General features: G+C 38.2%; 18 protein-coding genes. 8 read left to right on the top strand and 10 right to left on the bottom strand.

Features of this window, described 5'->3' with window-relative positions; all coding sequences use genetic code 11:
• Nucleotides 1-13 precede the first annotated feature (13 nt).
• Together ACJ5H0_RS02990 and ACJ5H0_RS02985 are read left to right on the top strand one after the other, a co-directional pair.
• Entirely contained in the window at nucleotides 14-478 is a 465-nt protein-coding gene (locus ACJ5H0_RS02990; protein ID WP_411247056.1) for an SRPBCC family protein, read from the top strand.
• A 35-nt stretch (nucleotides 479-513) separates the two neighbouring features.
• Nucleotides 514-1,065, top strand: coding sequence for a DUF6624 domain-containing protein (locus tag ACJ5H0_RS02985; protein ID WP_411247055.1), 552 nt, complete (start codon nucleotides 514-516; stop codon nucleotides 1,063-1,065).
• Nucleotides 1,066-1,162: 97 nt separating this feature from the next.
• Here ACJ5H0_RS02985 and ACJ5H0_RS02980 read toward each other — a convergent pair whose 3' ends face one another.
• From ACJ5H0_RS02980 to ACJ5H0_RS02950, 7 genes are all read right to left on the bottom strand, one after another.
• Nucleotides 1,163-1,948, bottom strand: a complete 786-nt coding sequence (locus ACJ5H0_RS02980; protein WP_411247054.1) for a TolC family protein — start codon at nucleotides 1,946-1,948, stop codon at nucleotides 1,163-1,165.
• Nucleotides 1,949-1,973: 25 nt separating this feature from the next.
• Entirely contained in the window at nucleotides 1,974-2,579 is a 606-nt protein-coding gene (locus tag ACJ5H0_RS02975; protein WP_411247053.1) for a TolC family protein, read from the bottom strand.
• A 2-nt stretch (nucleotides 2,580-2,581) separates the two neighbouring features.
• Entirely contained in the window at nucleotides 2,582-5,734 is a 3,153-nt protein-coding gene (locus tag ACJ5H0_RS02970; protein ID WP_411247052.1) for an efflux RND transporter permease subunit, read from the bottom strand.
• Nucleotides 5,735-5,774: 40 nt separating this feature from the next.
• Nucleotides 5,775-6,896, bottom strand: coding sequence for an efflux RND transporter periplasmic adaptor subunit (locus tag ACJ5H0_RS02965; protein WP_411247051.1), 1,122 nt, complete (start codon nucleotides 6,894-6,896; stop codon nucleotides 5,775-5,777).
• Between the two features lie 255 nt (nucleotides 6,897-7,151).
• Entirely contained in the window at nucleotides 7,152-7,916 is a 765-nt protein-coding gene (locus ACJ5H0_RS02960) for a LytR/AlgR family response regulator transcription factor (protein ID WP_273648036.1), read from the bottom strand.
• Nucleotides 7,913-8,185, bottom strand: coding sequence for a LytS family sensor histidine kinase (locus ACJ5H0_RS02955; protein ID WP_411247050.1), 273 nt, complete (start codon nucleotides 8,183-8,185; stop codon nucleotides 7,913-7,915). Before ACJ5H0_RS02955 ends, ACJ5H0_RS02960 begins: the two co-directional genes overlap by 4 nt.
• A gap of 43 nt (nucleotides 8,186-8,228) precedes the next feature.
• Nucleotides 8,229-8,906 (bottom strand): histidine kinase, encoded by a 678-nt coding sequence (locus tag ACJ5H0_RS02950; RefSeq protein WP_411247049.1) that lies wholly within the window; start codon nucleotides 8,904-8,906, stop codon nucleotides 8,229-8,231.
• A gap of 341 nt (nucleotides 8,907-9,247) precedes the next feature.
• Between ACJ5H0_RS02950 and ACJ5H0_RS02945 the strand changes: the two genes are divergently transcribed.
• From ACJ5H0_RS02945 to ACJ5H0_RS02935, 3 genes are all read left to right on the top strand, one after another.
• Nucleotides 9,248-10,096 (top strand): AraC family transcriptional regulator, encoded by an 849-nt coding sequence (locus ACJ5H0_RS02945; protein WP_411247048.1) that lies wholly within the window; start codon nucleotides 9,248-9,250, stop codon nucleotides 10,094-10,096.
• Nucleotides 10,097-10,173: 77 nt separating this feature from the next.
• Complete coding sequence (locus ACJ5H0_RS02940) at nucleotides 10,174-10,425, top strand: hypothetical protein (RefSeq protein WP_411247047.1); 252 nt, start codon at nucleotides 10,174-10,176, stop codon at nucleotides 10,423-10,425.
• Nucleotides 10,376-11,392, top strand: coding sequence for an MFS transporter (locus ACJ5H0_RS02935; protein ID WP_411247046.1), 1,017 nt, complete (start codon nucleotides 10,376-10,378; stop codon nucleotides 11,390-11,392). The genes ACJ5H0_RS02940 and ACJ5H0_RS02935 overlap by 50 nt, the downstream gene beginning before the upstream one ends.
• Before the next feature lie 78 nt (nucleotides 11,393-11,470).
• Here the strand turns inward: ACJ5H0_RS02935 and ACJ5H0_RS02930 are convergent, their stop codons facing one another.
• Nucleotides 11,471-12,394 (bottom strand): DUF3078 domain-containing protein, encoded by a 924-nt coding sequence (locus ACJ5H0_RS02930; protein WP_172282699.1) that lies wholly within the window; start codon nucleotides 12,392-12,394, stop codon nucleotides 11,471-11,473.
• A gap of 293 nt (nucleotides 12,395-12,687) precedes the next feature.
• On the opposite strand from ACJ5H0_RS02930, the gene ACJ5H0_RS02925 reads away from it, so the two are divergent.
• Together ACJ5H0_RS02925 and ACJ5H0_RS02920 are read left to right on the top strand one after the other, a co-directional pair.
• Entirely contained in the window at nucleotides 12,688-14,100 is a 1,413-nt protein-coding gene (locus ACJ5H0_RS02925) for an aminotransferase-like domain-containing protein (RefSeq protein ID WP_411247045.1), read from the top strand.
• A gap of 381 nt (nucleotides 14,101-14,481) precedes the next feature.
• The gene (locus tag ACJ5H0_RS02920) at nucleotides 14,482-14,826 is read left to right on the top strand and encodes a mannan-binding lectin (RefSeq protein WP_172282703.1); all 345 of its coding nucleotides are present in this window, start codon (nucleotides 14,482-14,484) and stop codon (nucleotides 14,824-14,826) included.
• Between the two features lie 285 nt (nucleotides 14,827-15,111).
• Here ACJ5H0_RS02920 and ACJ5H0_RS02915 read toward each other — a convergent pair whose 3' ends face one another.
• Nucleotides 15,112-15,969, bottom strand: a complete 858-nt coding sequence (locus tag ACJ5H0_RS02915) for a helix-turn-helix domain-containing protein (protein WP_411247044.1) — start codon at nucleotides 15,967-15,969, stop codon at nucleotides 15,112-15,114.
• Nucleotides 15,970-16,122: 153 nt separating this feature from the next.
• Between ACJ5H0_RS02915 and ACJ5H0_RS02910 the strand changes: the two genes are divergently transcribed.
• Nucleotides 16,123-16,656 carry a carboxymuconolactone decarboxylase family protein gene (locus ACJ5H0_RS02910; RefSeq protein ID WP_411247043.1) on the top strand — a complete coding sequence of 178 codons (534 nt, stop codon included), beginning with the start codon at nucleotides 16,123-16,125 and terminating at the stop codon, nucleotides 16,654-16,656.
• Nucleotides 16,657-16,675: 19 nt separating this feature from the next.
• Here ACJ5H0_RS02910 and ACJ5H0_RS02905 read toward each other — a convergent pair whose 3' ends face one another.
• Nucleotides 16,676-17,560 carry a LysR family transcriptional regulator gene (locus ACJ5H0_RS02905; protein WP_411247042.1) on the bottom strand — a complete coding sequence of 295 codons (885 nt, stop codon included), beginning with the start codon at nucleotides 17,558-17,560 and terminating at the stop codon, nucleotides 16,676-16,678.
• Nucleotides 17,561-17,644 lie beyond the last annotated feature (84 nt).

The following is a 17,644-nucleotide window of genomic DNA, read 5'->3' as shown; positions in this document are numbered from 1 at the left end:
TTGACGATACAAAATGGTACATCAACTTCAACGTGAACAGCAGCTTTATTGTGATCTGGAAACAGCATGGAGATTTTTTTCTTCAGCCAATAATCTTTCAAAAATTACTCCAAAAAATATGAACTTTATTGTCCTGACCAAGCTGGAGAATGATGAAATTTATGAAGGGATGATAATTGATTATTATGTTTCTCCATTGCTGGGGATTAAGATGAGCTGGCAAACTGAGATCATTCAGGTTTCTTTTCAAAAAAGTTTTACTGATTTTCAGAAAAAAGGACCTTATAAACTTTGGAATCACTTTCACGAATTCATTCCCAACGAAAAAGGTGTTTTAATGAGGGACACGATTAATTATGAGCTGCCAATGGGTGTTTTAGGAGAAGTAGCCCATGGGCTTTTTGTGAAAAAGAAAATTGAACATATTTTTAATTATCGTTATCAGATTCTGGAAAAAATGTTTAATGAGAAAAAGTAATCTGACTTTTAGTTCATGAATTTGTCATCAATACCATGAGACATAGTTGTTTTATCCTGTTATTAAATGTATTGCTTATTTCTTCCTGTAAAAAGAAGGATGATGAATACCGTATTATAAAATATCAGCTGGAAAAAGTATTGGTTGATGATCAAAAGTACAGGACACCCTTATACAATCCACAAAAGCAAAATCCGATAGATCGAAATAATTTGATGATCGTTACAAAAATTATTGATAGTCTGGGTTGGTTGGGAAAAGATAAGATCGGAAATGATGCTAATCTTGCTTTGTTCGTTACGATACAACACGCGGGGAAATTATCTGTAATGGAAAAATATCTTCCCATAATGAAGGAAGCCGTTAAAAGAGGAAATGCTGAAAGGTCTCAGCTGGCTTACCTTATCGACAGGGTTGAGATTTTAAATAACAGAAAACAGATATATGGAACCCAATATTCTATAGATGACAAGGGCAAGGTTTTTTTTAAAGATATTGCAGATTCAAGCCACGTAAACGCGAGGAGAAAATCCATGAATTTAGGAACTATTGAAGAGTATATAAAGATGATTGATTCTGACCGGTAGATTATTGTTTGTAGCTTGTAAAAGGGATCAATTAAAAAAAAATAAAAACTGCCTCATTTTACAAGGCAGTTTCACAAAAGTAATCGTATTTTGAGTATCAATTAACCCCTCCTCCTAAAGACCGGTAAAGGTCTACTTCTGCATTTAGCTTTTCCAGGGTAATGTTTACATACTCAAGATCATTCTGGAGCTTGTTATTCTGTGCAGTGATTACCTCCAGATAAGTTGCCATACCACTTTTATATAATTTAAGCGCATCATTGATTCCTTTGTCCAGAATAGCAGTTCTCTGTTCCAGTAATGCGAGCCTTTCTGATGTTCCTTTAGATTTGGCCATTGCATCGGAAACCTCACTTACTGCTGTCATCATGGATTGCCGGAATGCTATCACCGCTTTTTCCTGTTCAATAATAGCTGTTTCATAAGCTGTTTTCAGCTGCCTTTTCTGTAACAAAGGCATGGCTAAGTTAGCGGCCAGGGTCTTGGTGATGGATCCCGGGAGATCAAACCATGTATTAAACTTATTCGAGTTGATCCCAATTTGTGGAGTAAGGCTTATGCTCGGATACATGGCGGCCTTTGAAAGACCTGTTTTAGCATTCAGGCTGATAACAGCCAGTTCTGCTGCTTTCAGGTCTGGACGTCTGCTTAAAAGCTGGGCAGGAACTCCTTCTGACAATGTATTTTCGGGGATCATATTTTTCATGGAGTTTCCCCTGTCGATTTTTCCAGGATATTCGCCACACAAAATACTTAAAGCATTTTCCTGTATTGAAATATTCTGCCTGGCCAAAGGGATCAGAAGTTCAGCTGTTTTCTTTTGGGCTTCAGATTGCTGAATTGCCAATGAATTGATCTGTCCTGCCGTATATTGCAGCTTCATTATTTTTAGGGTATTATCACTTAGCTCAATATTTTTTTTCTGCTATTTTCAGCTGTTCATCAAGGCTGATCAGATTGTAGTAGGCCTGAGCTACCTGTACGATGATGCGTGTTTTAAGAGCATTCATATTTTCTTTTTGAGCAAAATAATCAGCTGCAGCGGATTCTTTCTGCATTTTGGTCTTTCCCCATATATCCACTTCCCACGACAACCTTAGCGTTGCGCTGAAATCATCAATATACTTGGTTCCGGTAAACTGTTCATTAAGGGAACCATTCAGACTGTTTTTTGAAGCCCATGCCCTGTTGGCCCCTGCACTGAAGTCTACAGTTGGCATAAGGTTGTTTTTGGCCTGCTTGTAGGCGAGATCAAGCTGCTCCATATTTTTAAGCGCGGTATGGATCTCATTATTCTTCAGGAGAGCCTTATCGATAAGGTTAATCAGCTGAGGATCCTTAAAAAATGTTTTCCAGGGAAGTATAACCGTATCTCCGGTTACTTTCGTGGACTCTTTATATGTTTGAGGGACATTAAGGTCCGGTCTCTTATATTCTTTTCCTACGGCGCAGGACAACAGGAGTATTGCTGCCAATCCCGATAAAAGGAAATTTTTTATATGAAATGTGTTCATTTTTATTGATTTAGTGATGAAACATTAGAAACATTAGGATTCTTTGCCGAAATCTTTTCATCGATATATTGAAAGAACATATATAATACTGGAATCACAAATACTCCCAGAACAACCCCGCTCAGCATTCCCATTGCCGCACTCACGCTGATGGATTTATTTCCTGAAGCCATTCCTCCGGAGGATAACATCAAAGGAATCATTCCCACAATAAATGCCAGTGAAGTCATAATAATAGGGCGTAATCTGGACTTCGCCCCTTCAAGAGCCGACTCGAGAAGAGACATTCCTGATTTTCTCCGCTGGACAGCGAATTCAACGATCAGAATGGCATTTTTGGCTAAAAGTCCTATCAGCATGATCAAGCCAACCTGTACATAAATATTGTTGTCGAATCCTATTGCTTTTATTCCAAGGAACGCTCCAACAATTCCTGTAGGAATGGAAAGCATTACAGCTAATGGAAGTATATAACTTTCGTATTGGGCAGCAAGGAGGAGATAAACAAACAATAGACAGAGACCGAAGATTGCAATAGTCTGATTTCCTGATGACTTTTCCTCTAAGCTCAATCCGGTCCATTCGTAACTATAATCAGATGGAAGTTTATCCAGTGTTTTTTCCAGGGATGTCATTAATGCTCCGTTACTTACTCCCGGTTTTGGGGTCACGTTGATGTTTAATGAATTGTATAGGTTATATCGTCCAACAGATTCAGGGCCATACACTTTCTTTAAAGTGATCAAGGTGTTAGCGGGAACCATTTCACCTTTGTTGTTTTTCACGAAGATATCATTAAAGGCTTCAGCATCCATCCTGAAAACTCCATCCGCTTTAATATTTACCCGGTAGAATTTCCCGAATCTTGAAAAGTTTTGAGACTGGTCTCCTGAAAAATAAGTCTGTATACTTCCTAAAAGATTGGAAATGCTTACACCTAGCTGTTTGGCTTTGTCTTCATCCACTTCCAGCTCCATTTGCGGATAATCTGCCCGGAACATGGTGTAGGCAAAAGCTACGTTGGGATTTTGCATCAGCTGTCCGATCAGCTCATCAGCTTTAGCCTTTAAAATCTGTGGGTCACGCCCCATGCGGTCCTGAAGTACAATTTCTGCATCGTTGGTCATACCATATCCTTCCACCGGAGGCATTCTGAATGTCATGACACTTCCCTCTTTGATGCCTGAAAACTTCTCGTTAACAATGGCCATGATTTCATCAATATCCTGGGTTTCTCCTCTTTCTTTTTTAGGCTTCAATTTTACAAATCCCATAGCATAGGCCGGCCCTGAGCTGTTACTCAATAAATTATAACCTGTGATAGATGTATTTTCCTGAATAGCATCCAGTTTTTTCAGCATGGCATTCATTTTATCAGATACTTCTGTTGTTTTCGTTAATCCTGTCCCTGGCGGCATACTTAAGGTATACATAAACAGTCCGTCGTCTTCCATAGGCACAAAACTTTTGGACGTAGAAGTCATCAGCCATGCGGCTCCCCCGATAATCCCTATGATCAGACCTCCGGCAATCCATTTTCTGTTGATCAGAAAGCGTACGCCTTTTACATATCTGCCCGTTAAATTATTAAAGCTGGCATTGAAAGCGGTAGCGAATCTCTTTCCAAATCCTTTCTTCTTACCATTTTCCTCATGGGAATGGTTATTTTTAAGAAAAACGGCACATAATGCAGGTGTTAATGTTAATGCATTCACTGCCGAAATAATAATTGCAATAGCCAGCGTATAGGCAAACTGTTTATAAAATAATCCTGCTGAACCCGACATGAATCCGATCGGAATAAATACGGCAGACATAACCAGGGTAATTGAAATAACAGCTCCGGTAATTTCATTCATGGCTTTGTGTGTTGCTTCCTTACCGGTAAGGCTGGTTCCTTCCATATTACTGTGTACCGCTTCTACGACAACGATTGCATCATCAACGACAATACCGATGGCCAGAACCAATGCAAAAAGTGTCAGTACATTAATCGTGAACCCTAGTACAAGAAGGAAAAAGAAAGTTCCGACAATCGCTACGGGAACCGCAATAGCAGGAATAATGGTAGACCTGAAGTCCTGTAAGAAAATAAACACAACAATAAACACCAGAATAAATGCTTCTATCAACGTAGATTTTACCTGTCCCGTTGCTTCGTCTAATCTTTCTTTGGTACTGATCACTTTAGAGTATTTAATTCCGGGAGGAAAAGATTTGGAGAGCTGTTCAATGGATTTGTTGATTCCAATTTCAATTTCAGTGGCATTGGATCCCGTAGTCTGCATGATAGCAACAGTCACGGCATTTTTACCATTTGAAAGATTATCCCCGCTGTAAGAAATTGATCCGAATTCTACTCTTGCTACGTCTTTAAGGCGGATCAGTTTGGTTCCGTCATTTTTAACAACGATGTTTTCAAATTGTTCAGGTTTGTTTTTCTTTCCTTTGTACCGGATAACATATTCAAGGGAAGCATTGGATTCCTCACCCAGTTTACCGGGAGCAGATTCCAGACTGTGATCAGCTACAGCATTGGAAATATCAGCAGGTTCCAGTCCGTAAGATGACATTTTCTGCGGATTCAGCCAGATTCTCATTGAATAATCTTTAGCTCCGAAAACCTGAGCCTGCCCTACACCCTTTACCCTTTTTACCTGTGGAATAAGATTGATGTTGGCATAATTCTGTAAAAAGGTTTCATCATACTTTTTATTATCGTCAGTATAAATGTTAAACAGCATGATCATACTGTTTTGCTGCTTGGAGGTGGTTAATCCCATTCTCACAACTTCCTGAGGTAAAATAGGGGTTGCCTGCTGCACTCTGTTCTGTACATTTACGGCAGCCTGATCGGGATTAACTCCTTGTTTGAATATAATTGAAATGGAAAAAGTTCCGTCATTACTGGCATTTGACTTAATATATTGCATATCTTCCACTCCATTGATCTGCTCTTCTAAAGGTGTTACTACGGAGCGGATAACGGTTTCACTATTTCCTCCCGGATAAGATCCGGAAACCATAATGGTAGGCGGCGAAATATCCGGAAACCGGGTTACTGCAAGTTTGCTGAGGCCTATGATTCCCAATATGACAATAATAAGGGAAATTACAGTGGCCAATACCGGTCGGTCTATGATCTTTTTTAGCATGTCTTAATTTCTTTGGATGAGTACATTGTGTTTTTAGAATCTATTTTGAAGGGATGATTTTAGGGAGTACTGATGCTCCTTCGTTAAGGACATCAATCCTGTTGATAGCTATTTTATCTCCCGGCTGCACTCCTGATGAAACGAAATAATCCGAGATGGTTCCTCCTGAGATTTCAATTGGAGTCATAACAACTTTGTTCTGAGCATTCAGTTTGTAAACAAAAAATCTGTCCTGAATATCCTTTACAGCTGTTTTAGGTAATTTAATGACATCATCCACATACTGATGAATCTTTACCCGTGCTGTACCTCCTGCACGAAGAAGTTGATCAGGATTTTGAAATATTGCTTTCAGCTGCATACTTCCTGTCATCCGGTCAAAATTTCCACTGGCATTTTCCAACTTTCCTTTATATGGATAGGTAGAACCATCCGGAAGGATCAGTTCAACGTTTCCGTTTTGATCTTCGGAGGCCATTCTGGCTTTGGTATAGCGAAGGAAATCGGCTTCGTTCATTGCAAAATAGACATTCACTGTATGGATATCGGAAAGTGTGGTAAGCGGAGTGGCATCAGAAGGGGTAATCAGATTTCCGGTTCTGTTGACGATCCTGCCAATATATCCCGATACAGGAGCTTTTATATATGCAAATCCGGCATTGATCTTTGAAGAGCCTAATGCAGATTTAGCCTGTGCGACCTGAGCTGTTGCTGCTGCGTAGCTTGCCTGAGCTGTTTTCAGCTGCATATCGGAAACCACATTTCCTTCCACCAATGGTTTCAGTTTTTCTACTTCAAGTCTGGCACTCGCCTGGTTGGCCAATGCTATTTTTAATGCAGCGTCACTATTATTTACCTGTTCATTATAGACTGAAGGATTGATCCTGAAAAGCGTCTGCCCTTTTTGTACATATTGCCCTTCTTTTACGTATACCGTTTCCAGATAGCCTGTGACCTGGGCTTTGATATCCACATTATCCTGTCCTTCGATACTTCCCGGATATCCGGAAGAAATATCAGCATTTCCTGATTTCAGCTGTATAAAATCGGTAGGAAGTGCAGACATTTGCTCACCTGTTTCCTGGCTCTTTCCGGAGTTGCAGGACTGGAGAAAAACAGCTGCTGTCAATAGCAGTACGAAATAACCTTTTTTACAATTCATAATATACGATTTACTATTTGTTGACTACAAAATAATCGCAAAAAAAGGGCATTGATAGGGAGAATTTCAGTGAAACGTAATTATTCGGGGATGAAGCGTTTAATAGCTGAAATGAAAAGAAAAGGGCATAAAACGAGATTTTTCCTATTACTGAAATGATAAAGAGTATTACCCCGAACAAATGTTTGGGATGAAGAATTTTAAATTGTATGATAAAAAAAAGATTTCCACTATCGTAGAAATCATATAGGTGATCTAATAATCCATCCAGGACTTCAGTGCCGAAGCTTTTTCCCTGCTTACAATGACTTCAATATCCGGATGCCTGACCAGGTCGAGTTTCAGTTTTCCGTTAAAGTAATTGGAAATATGCTGTACGGAATCTATGTTGATGATAAACTGCCTGTTGGCTCTGAAAAACATTTTAGGATCCAGCTGTTTTTCCAGTTCCTCTAAGGTCTGGGGAACAATTTCTGTGTTTCCGTTTTTTACAACAGCCCTGCTGACGCCCAGTTCGGTAAAAAAATACAGGATATCTTCCGAGAGCAGGGTTTTATAACCGTCTCTGTGGGCTAAAAGGAAACGCTTCCTGTAATCCTTGGGCTGGATGTAGTTCAGCAGTCCCTCTATAGCAGTTCCTACATATGGAATGGTTTCCATAAAGGTTTCATAATTCTTTAATGCGGTTTCGAGCTCCTCTTCCTCAACAGGTTTTAAAAGATAATCGATGCTGTTGTATTTAAATGCTTTTACTGCATATTCATCATAAGCGGTGGTGAAGATCACAGGACATTTAATTTCTGTCTGATTGAAAATTTCAAAACTTAAGCCGTCTGCCAGCTGGATATCCATCATAATGATATCAGGAGCCGGATTTTCTTCCAACCATTGTACTGCTGATGCTACGGAATCTTCAACAGATACAATTTCAGCGTGGGGCCGCAATTTCAGCAATAACCTTTTTAGGCGGTCCGCATTAGGCTTTTCATCTTCTACGATTAAGATCTTATTGAGCTTCATAATAATGGTATTTTGGCAAGGAAATCTTTTTCTGTTTGAAGGATCAACGGCTTTTTATCTCCAAGCAATTCAAACCGGTTCATGATGTTTTTAATACCCACTTTGGAAGATTCGGCTTTATTGATGAGAGGGATCAAAGTGTTGCAGACAACAAGATTTTTGCTGGTTAATGTATAAATTTTTATTTGTAGAGGATTGGATCTGAGTGTTTGATTGTGCTTGATGGCATTTTCTACCAAAAACTGCAGAGTTAAAGGAGGGATCATCATATTCCTTAATTCCGGATTAATAGAGATCTCGAAATTGACTCCGTCACCGATTCTTTTTTTTTATCAGGAAAATGTAAGAGTCTAAAAATTTCAATTCTTCGTCTAAAGAGATCACATCTTTTTTTGAATTAATAACAAGATAGCGGTAAACTTTAGAGAAATTTTCAGCGTACTCATAACCTAATTGCTGGTTTTCCAGAATAAGTTCCGATAAAACGCTTAGGTTATTAAAAATAAAATGAGGGTCTATCTGTAGTTTCAGAGCCTGTAGCTCTGCAGCCATTGCAGCCTGTTTGTGTTTAGAAGCCCTTAGCTTGTGCTGGGTTACTTCTATGGCAGATTTTTTCCAATTTTCCAGTAAATAATCTCCTGTATTTACGGCACTGATGAGCAGGGAAATAATGATATTGGTAGCTACCCATTGTCCCAACAAGGTCATTTCTTTACGATAATCCATTTTGGCTATGTCGGGAGTATTGGAAAAAATATTAATGATAATGGCCACAAAAAGAATGCTTACGGCAATTTGCAGAATGCCTTGTATGCATAAGCGTTTTATTCCCCGGTTACTCCATGGAAGCAACTTATTAAGCTGGCTATCGATCAATATGCTTACCTCCGAAATAATAACTGAAAAAAGAAGCACCCACAGAAAATCACTGATCAGAAAATCCAACGGATCTTTAACATAGTCTTCCCATACCGGATCAAAAGGATCCATGAGATAGGAAAATAAATAAAATGAAATGATTGCCACAGCCCATATGACCAGGCGTTTTTTGGTGGCAGATAATAATTTTTTTTTTCCTTATTTGGGTTTTTCTCATCATAGAGCAAGTAGGTTTTGGAACCATTAATTCTGTAAATATAAATATTGATTTTCTAAATGCGCATCTGTTTTTTGAGTCAAGCAGGAAAAATTTAAGATGAAATGTAAAATAAATGGTTTAAAACGAATGCCTCACATCACCATATATATCATATGAAAGAAAGTGTTGCTTTTATTAAAATATGAGGCAATATGATTACATTTACACGCTCTAACAGCCCAATGTTTCAGTGATGGCAAAATCGAACATTTTACTCCATACAAACGAACTCAACAGCACCGGTATAGAAATTTGTCCTATGGGTGAACTTGAAGAATCTGTACAGGCAGCTCACCGCGATGAACATTTTATGTTTGTTATTCAGCAGGAAGGATATTCTTCATTAGAACTGGATTTCCGTAAGGTTGAACTTCATGGAGCTGCAGTGTTATATGTTGCACCCGGACAGGTTCACCGGTATATAAAAAATGAGCATTGTACAGGCTGGTTAGTATTTATAGAAACGGCACTGATTCCTAAAACTTATCTTGAGATTTTCACTACTTACCTCAATTCTAACCAGGCTGCAGAAGTTGAAAAGAATGACAGTCTGTTTTCGTTTATTCCGGTTTTTGATGCTGTATTGGCTCATAATGAAGTTTCTTTTCAAAATAATCTTATCAATTCATTTACGGATAGCCTGGCAGGTCTTATGGTAAGAGCGTTGGTCAGAAACAAGCATTCTGAAAAAGTCATTGGCGGACAGAAATATAAGACAGTATTGCTTTTTAAACAAATGATTCACTCGCATTACAGGGAATTGAAACAGGTAAAGGAATACGCCGTGAAACTTCATATCACCCCTCTGTATCTGAATGAGGTGGTAAAAGAAATCACAGGTTTTGCAGCCAGTCATTGGATACAACAGGAAATTATCCTGGAGTCTCAGCGTCTTTTGTACTATACTGACATGGATATTAAGGAAATTGCTTTTGACCTTGGATATGATGATTATACTTATTTTTCGCGCTTTTTTAAAAAGAATACCGGTTATACAGCATCTGAATTCCGCAAAAGAAAACCATTATTTGTCCAATTATAGCCATTGAATAGCTATCGCTAATTGTATGTTGCCGATCTACTTTTGTACTCGAAAAATAACTAAAAAAACGATGCAATATGGCAATCAAAAGTACAACTATGGTAACTCCTAAGATTGGAGATACTCATCATCACAACAACATACCTTTAAAAAAAGTTCTCGCTCCGATCGTAATTTCCGTATTTGCGGTATATCTTACAATTGGAATTACACTGGGAGCTTTACCAGCTCTGATTAAAAATGAACTGAAATTCGACTCCTTTATCGTGGGGGGGTGTGATGGGGCTTCAGTTTTTAGCTACTTTATTAACAAGGGCTTATGCCGGTAAAATAACCGATACACTTGGGGCTAAAATCAGTAATCACAGAGGGATATTTATGGTTTTTGTAGCCGGGATCCTTTATATTGCAGGAAGTTCCTCTGTACATTTCCCAATTTTAGCATTAGGATTGCTGATTCTGTCAAGAATTATTCATGGTATTTCTGAAAGTATGATGGTAACGGGAGCGCTAACCTGGGGAATTGGACTGGTGGGAGCACACAATTCCGGCAAAGTAATGACCTGGAACGGAATTTCAATGTATGGAGGAATCGCTTTAGGAGCCCCGTTAAGTATATGGATGGGAAGCCAATTCGGTAGTGTTGTTCCTTTTACATTAATTCTGGTCCTTTCTGTAGTGAGCTGGTTATCAACAGTCTGGCTGCCAACCCTTGAAGCGGATCCTACTCATATAAGAACTCCTTTTTATAAAGTGATTGCAAAAGTCTCCGATCAGGGATTGGCACTGGCTTTCTCTTCCATAGGATTTGCATGCATAGCTTCCTTTATTGCTTTGCTTTTCGCTGAGAAAAACTGGGAGCATGCTTCTCTTGCTTTTGTTTGTTTTGGTGGATTTTACATTCTTACCAGAATATTATTTGCCTCCCTTCCCGACAAGTACGGTGGTTATAAAGTAGCCTTAGGGTCTTTTGCTATTGAGATCATAGGACAGCTATTGATAGGTTTTTCTCATTCGGGATGGATGGCAATCGTAGGCTGTGCACTTACGGGAATTGGTTTTTCCCTGGTATTTCCATCTTTGGGAGTACTTGCCATTAAAAAGGTAACTCCGCAGATGAGAGGAACAGCACTGGGAGCTTATTCAGCTTTTTTCGATCTTTCACTAGGCTTGGCTGGTCCGATAGCGGGGATTATTGCAGGCTGGCTGGGATATCAGTCTATTTATTTTTTTGGCGCGATCAGTGGGCTTCTGGCTATGCTGACTTTAATGGGCAGAAAAAGCGGACATCAATAATTTTCATTTTTCTCCATACTAAATAAAAAAGACTAACCATTCTTCGGTTAGTCTTTTTTATTTTTTCGATGAATAGTGCTACTTCTTCATCCAGGATTGATTGTCTTTTTTATCAGAACGTTTTTTCCCGTTATCAATATTATAGGCAAAACCAACTCCCAAAGTCTGTTTCAGCTGTGTTCTTCTGATCTGGTTGTGATCATATAAAAGATCCAGCGTTATGTTGGTTGAAATAAATTTGTTGATCTTCATATTTAAAATTCCGCTATAAGACAGGACCAGTCTTTCAGGATGATCTAAATAATTGGAAAAGACAGACCCTGTATTCGTAAGGTTAATGTTTTCCATGATCTTTATTTTATAAATGGCTGTTCCAAGGAAACCGAACTGAAATAGTGAAGAATCTCCATCATTCTTTAAGCCGTAAGTTCCTGCATACTGAAGGTCTTTATCCAGTACAAAAGTTACCCTTGCATTTGCCGGACGTAATGTCATGGTGAAGTTATCATTTGGTCTATATGTAAAACCAGCCCCTACATTAAGGTATCCCGGAGCCATAAAGTTGGATATCTTTTTCGCATCAGGATTATTTCCGTCCTCATAGCCCGGAGCAAATTGAGTTTGTAAACTTACACCACCGGATGCGTACCAATTTTTAGCGATTTCCCTCCCATAGTTACTTGAAAGATTAATTACATCCTGGGTCTTTCTTGTTCCTACGCCCTGGGTATTGTTTTGTCCGTATCCAAGGATAATAATATTTTCCCAAAGGTCCTTCCCTTTTTCATAGGTAAGGTTATAATTCACACCGGCAAGCCAACCCACGTTGTTTGCTCCACCACCTACCCAGTTCGAGAATGCCGCCTGGTTCAGCATTAATGTGTTTTGACCTTGAATGCTCCATGCTTTTGTCGTATCAACAGCCGGAGCCTCTGTTTTTGCTTCTTGTGCTGCAGCAAAAATTCCCAAAGAAAGAGAAAGGGTTAATAAAATTTTTTTCATAATTTATAAGATTTGGTTGCAAAAATAGAAATATAAATTTTGTTAAAAAATATTAAAAAAATCTAAAATTACTTAAAATTAAGATTTTTTATAATACAATTTTAAAAAGTTATAGAACAATATTTTACAGATCATTCACTTTTGTATGAAATATATCGTATTGAGCGGTATTTCTGATAGAAATCATTTTTTATGAACTAACGCAGTGCTTGTGACTCTTTATCTGCATGATAAATTATTAAACGGGGATTTAATTTCTTAATTTTGAACTACACAGAAATAATACCGATTGAATGAAAAAAGAAATCCTTTATCTGAAAATTGCCGGGATCATTGAGCAGCAGATTCTCAGTGGAACGTTAAGGCTTGGTGATAAATTGCCTTCTATACGGACCTTACAGAAAGTATATAATGTAAGCATCAATACCGTTCGGCAGGCATTTCTGGAATTAGAAAGTAAATCGTTGATAGAACCACGACCTAAATCCGGCTATTATGTAAGTAAAGCTTCACAAAGGAAATTTTCTCTTCCTTCTGTTATTATCCTGGAATCCCTGCAAAAAGAGCAGTACCCGGAACATCTTTTCCTTAAGACATTTGCTTCTTCGGAAAATACGGACATTACCCATTTTTCCCTCGGGCTGCCGGAAAAAAGCCTGCTGCCCATCGCCCAGCTTAATAAGAGCGTGACTACAGTTATGCGAAGCCTGGCAAATGGCGGGGCAACCTATGAATCTGTTCAGGGAAATCTCAATTTTAGAAGAACGGTTGCCAGATGGGCATTTATGCTGGAGGGTAAAGTTACAGAAGATGATGTGATAGCAACGTCCGGAGCGATGAACGGAATGTTTACCTGCCTGATGGCGGTTACCAAACCCGGAGATAAGGTTGCTGTAGAAAGTCCCGCTTACTTTGGTATTCTTAAAATGATAAATGCCATGGGACTTGAAGCTGTAGAAATCCCTTCAGACCCTTCTACAGGTTTAGATCTCGAAGCATTGAAAAAGGTTTTGCCTGTTATAAGTGCATGCTGTTTTGTGGTTAACTTCAATAATCCTTTAGGCACACTCATGCCGGACGATCATAAAAAGGAGCTTGTAAAAATGCTTACGGAATGGGATATTCCATTAGTTGAAAATGATATCTTCAGGAATGTGTATTATGGAGCCGAGAGGCCGAAACCCTGTAAAGCATTTGATCAAGCCGGTATTGTGATGCTGGTGAATTCTATATCCAAAACACTGGCACCGGGTTACAGGCTCGGATGGATTATCCCGGGCAAGTATAAGGATAAAATTATCCAGCAGAAGCTGATACAAACGCTTTCTACCCCTGCTTTGTATCAGGAAGCCATATCCCATTTTTTAGAAAACGGAAGGTATGATCATCATCTTCGTACATTCCGGAAAATAGTACAAAATAATTGTCTGAAGCTTCAGCAGGGCATTGAGGATTATTTTCCTGATAATACTAAAGTTTCCCAGCCGGAAGGTGGATTTATGGTATGGCTGGAACTTGATAAAAAAATTGATACTGTCAAACTGTTTGATATGGCCATCAGGCGGAATATTACTTTCGCTCCGGGAAGAATGTTTACCCAATACAATCAGTATAACAACTGTATGAGGCTGAATTTTGCGATGGAATGGACGGATAAAGTTAACTCCGATCTTAAGACTCTTGGGGAAATTGCCAGTAATTGGTAATCTGTGCCCTAATAAAAAACAGCAACTGTATCTGTACCTGTCGTACGGATTGCTCTAAATTTGTACCAACAAAACCAAATGATTGAAAAAATTGATGAGGCTATAAGTAATAATTATAGCTTCGTCTTTTTTTTATGTCCTTTTCTCTTAAAAAAATTAACTTCTTTTGTTTTTTTCTGTTATTTTCCATTGATCAATCTGATATATCTAATTTAGGAGAAATAATTTAAACCTATTAGCCCTTTATTGATGGGGGTTAACCCAATTTTTTTTTAAAGCTGTAGGTATAAATACTGACCAAAAAAAATGGTGTTTTCTACTCTATTGTTTGTTTTATTATAGTTGCACCTTTGGTATGTTAAAACATAAAAAACAAACACCATGTCAAAATTCAAAATCAACATCGTTGCAGGTCCGCTTTGGAGCAACGATCAGGCTCAGAAATTAGGAGGTCGTATTGCTGCGGCACATTTAGGAAAATTTACCGGACAATGGTCTACCATTGTTGAGGGGGAAATGAGTGTAATCGAAGTTGAGTACGATACGGTTCCTACAGGAAGCACAGAATATACATTGGATGTTCTGGCAGGTCCTATCTGGAGCAATGAAGATGCAAAAGAAATATGCCCTTCCATTTGTGCCTCTTACGGAGGTACCTGGAACGGACAATGGACAACAGTCGTTGAAGGTAAAATGAGCGTTTGCGGCTGTGTATTCAAATTTTAGTCAATAAAAAGTTTCAAACCTCCGGGATTTTTCCCGGAGGTTTTTTTATGGATCTGAAATACTTCCTGTATGTTTAAATAGAAAAAACTCCTCTTAAAGAATTATACCTATATTTGAAAAATATATTAATAGTATGTATGCATAATATTAATATGTTATTTAAAATTGAATTAAAATATTAATAAAATTATAATGTATTACATAATATATTTTATTATATTTGCACTTCGAAATAATTTTTTTTTCATCATTTGTGTTTTTTAAGGCCTCCCTCGGGAGGCTTTTTTATGGAGTGGAAATTCCGGCTGATTGCTTTTTGAACACCAGAGGTGAAAGCCCCGTTACCCTTTTGAAAAAGCTACTGAAATAAGCAACATCTTCATATCCTAATTCATAAGCAATTTCTTTGGCTGAGCTGTTGGTAAAGAGCAGTAATCTTTTAGCTTCCAGTATAATCCTTTGCTGAATGATTTCAGAGGGAGTTCCGTTATTATAGAGATTAAAAAGATTGGAAAGGGTTTTGGGAGACTTATGAAGCTGATCTGCATAAAACTTTACGGAATGTTCCGACTTATAATTCTTTTCAACCAGTAAACTGAATTGGCGGATAATATCCAGTTTTTGTTCAGGAAATTGATCTGCAACAAATTGTTTTTTTGCCGACCGTGTAATCAGGATGATCAGGCGCTTCAACAGCATCCGGAGCATGTCCTCCTGGATATCATCTACATCCTGGAATTCTTCAATAAAAATACGCAGTAGCAATGTGAGTTTATCACGGACCTGATCCTCCACGGAAACAAACATACTTTGAGACAAACCATAAAAAAGAAATCCTACACACCCTACTTCGGAATCATGACTTTCAATGCAGTAGAAATCTTTATTAAACTGCCATACGATGATTTGTGAATTGTCGGGAAAATCAAATGACTGATTGACCATTAAGCAAAGTATGCTGCCTGATTTGAATAGATAGGATATTTTATCTATTGTAATAAAAATGTCCGGACCCTGGTTCCATGCCAATGTCAGAAATTTGTCTTTACGATCTTTTCCGTAGAAAACCCTGTCAAATTTTTCTTCATGGACAAGAAGCCGGCAAGCTGCTTCCGTCTGTTTATTATAGAAATTATAGATCATCTTTTATCTCACTAAATTTTTAATAAAAGTCTTATTTGAACAAATGTATCATTTGGAAAGGGAAAAAAGCATACATCTTCGGGAAATTGTTCTATTTTTTTGAGGTCAGGGATCACTGAACTTTGTCGTATTAATTTTAAACAACAATTACAAATGGAAAATTTTCAGATTCCTCAAAAAGAGCAGCTTTCAGAAGCAAATCAAAATATTTTTAACCAATTAGAAAAAGGGGTTGGCTTTGTTCCTAATCTGTATGCAACTTTTGCACATTCGGAAAATGGACTTGCCACTTACCTCGCCTTGCAAAATGCCAAGTCATCCTTAAAAGCAAAAGAAAAAGAAGTAGTGAACCTTATTGTCAGCCAGTATAACAATTGCCTGTATTGTTTAAGTGCTCACACTGCTATTGCAAAGCTGAACGGATTTGATGATGATCAGATCCTTGAAATCAGAAAAGCAAAAATATCTTTTGATTCAAAACTCAATTCCTTAGGGCAACTGGTTTATGAGGCAGTAAGCAATAAGGGTGAGATTTCTGAGGAGACAAAAAATCAGTTTTTCAATGAAGGATATACCGAAGGACATTTGGTAGATGTGATTATTGCGATCGGTGATAAAACAATAACCAATTACTTGTTTGCAGCTACAAAAATTCCCGTAGACTGGCCATTAGCTCCGGAACTGTAAATAATTACAAAAGGCAATCTCAAAAAGGGATTGCCTTTTTATTACCTGTTGCATACATCCCGATAAAAGATTCCAAAGCCTGGGATTTGGGAATGCTTTTCAAGTAGATGAGAGAAGTAGATATGGTATTGATCTCCTTACTGAGCTTAAAGGTTTTCAATTTCCTGCCACCGTAATACTTTTCAATCAGCTCAAGCGGAAGCAAGGTAATTCCCAGGCCTGCTTCAACGAAATTAATGATCCCTTCAATAGAATTCATTACCATGCTCTTGTATTGTATCACTCCCCTTGCATTGAGCAAAGTTTCAAGCCTTGCCCTGTAAACGCAACCCTGGTCAAAAACAACAATATTCAGATTGTCCTTTCTGAGAATTTGATTGACTGATCTTTCATCCAGAGAAGTCACAATAACCAGCTCATCCTGCTTGATGTGGATCTGCTCGAGTTGTGCGGAATGAATAGGTGCAGAAACAAACGCCGCATCCAGCTTATAATTCAGAACATCATCAATAAGCTTTGAGCGGGTGTCCGATTTAAATTCCAGCTGGACATGAGGATAAGCGTTCATAAAACCCGAAAGGATTTCCGGGGCTTTAAATACCAGTGTTGTCTCTATACATCCTATGCACAGGTTCCCTCCTATCTGATCAGAATTTTTAATTTCCCTTTTGGCTTCTTCTATGGTATTTGAAATCTTACGGGCATATTGAATAAATGCATGTCCGGCCGTGGTTAAAGAAACTTTTCTGGAAGTACGCGTAAAAAGCTGAGCTTCCAGTTCTTCTTCGAGCGTTTTTATCCTTGCGGTAACATTGGATTGTACGGTACACATAACTTCCGCAGCTTTTGTAAAACTGCCGGAAGCAGCTACTGCTTCAAATATTTTTAAATCATTTAAATTCATGTATCATTTTTTATGATTATTCATATCATAATTAATCGTTTTATGTAATCAAATGTATGGCGTAATTTTGAAATAACAAAAAAA

Origin of the sequence: Chryseobacterium proteolyticum (assembly GCF_046591535.1) — a bacterium.
GTDB lineage: Bacteria > Bacteroidota > Bacteroidia > Flavobacteriales > Weeksellaceae > Chryseobacterium > Chryseobacterium proteolyticum.
Note: the sequence above shows the minus strand (reverse complement) of the source record. Positions and strands in the feature narration are given on the sequence as shown.

Coding starts and splice junctions, on each gene's coding strand:
- ACJ5H0_RS02990 (WP_411247056.1), top strand. CDS start 14: ATGGTACATCAACTTCAACGTGAACAGCAGCTTTATTGTGATCTGGAA.
- ACJ5H0_RS02985 (WP_411247055.1), top strand. CDS start 514: ATGAGACATAGTTGTTTTATCCTGTTATTAAATGTATTGCTTATTTCT.
- ACJ5H0_RS02980 (WP_411247054.1), bottom strand. CDS start 1,948: ATGAAGCTGCAATATACGGCAGGACAGATCAATTCATTGGCAATTCAG.
- ACJ5H0_RS02975 (WP_411247053.1), bottom strand. CDS start 2,579: ATGAACACATTTCATATAAAAAATTTCCTTTTATCGGGATTGGCAGCA.
- ACJ5H0_RS02970 (WP_411247052.1), bottom strand. CDS start 5,734: ATGCTAAAAAAGATCATAGACCGACCGGTATTGGCCACTGTAATTTCC.
- ACJ5H0_RS02965 (WP_411247051.1), bottom strand. CDS start 6,896: ATGAATTGTAAAAAAGGTTATTTCGTACTGCTATTGACAGCAGCTGTT.
- ACJ5H0_RS02960 (WP_273648036.1), bottom strand. CDS start 7,916: ATGAAGCTCAATAAGATCTTAATCGTAGAAGATGAAAAGCCTAATGCG.
- ACJ5H0_RS02955 (WP_411247050.1), bottom strand. CDS start 8,185: ATGATGATCCCTCCTTTAACTCTGCAGTTTTTGGTAGAAAATGCCATC.
- ACJ5H0_RS02950 (WP_411247049.1), bottom strand. CDS start 8,906: ATGGATCCTTTTGATCCGGTATGGGAAGACTATGTTAAAGATCCGTTG.
- ACJ5H0_RS02945 (WP_411247048.1), top strand. CDS start 9,248: ATGGCAAAATCGAACATTTTACTCCATACAAACGAACTCAACAGCACC.
- ACJ5H0_RS02940 (WP_411247047.1), top strand. CDS start 10,174: ATGGCAATCAAAAGTACAACTATGGTAACTCCTAAGATTGGAGATACT.
- ACJ5H0_RS02935 (WP_411247046.1), top strand. CDS start 10,376: ATGGGGCTTCAGTTTTTAGCTACTTTATTAACAAGGGCTTATGCCGGT.
- ACJ5H0_RS02930 (WP_172282699.1), bottom strand. CDS start 12,394: ATGAAAAAAATTTTATTAACCCTTTCTCTTTCTTTGGGAATTTTTGCT.
- ACJ5H0_RS02925 (WP_411247045.1), top strand. CDS start 12,688: ATGAAAAAAGAAATCCTTTATCTGAAAATTGCCGGGATCATTGAGCAG.
- ACJ5H0_RS02920 (WP_172282703.1), top strand. CDS start 14,482: ATGTCAAAATTCAAAATCAACATCGTTGCAGGTCCGCTTTGGAGCAAC.
- ACJ5H0_RS02915 (WP_411247044.1), bottom strand. CDS start 15,969: ATGATCTATAATTTCTATAATAAACAGACGGAAGCAGCTTGCCGGCTT.
- ACJ5H0_RS02910 (WP_411247043.1), top strand. CDS start 16,123: ATGGAAAATTTTCAGATTCCTCAAAAAGAGCAGCTTTCAGAAGCAAAT.
- ACJ5H0_RS02905 (WP_411247042.1), bottom strand. CDS start 17,560: ATGAATTTAAATGATTTAAAAATATTTGAAGCAGTAGCTGCTTCCGGC.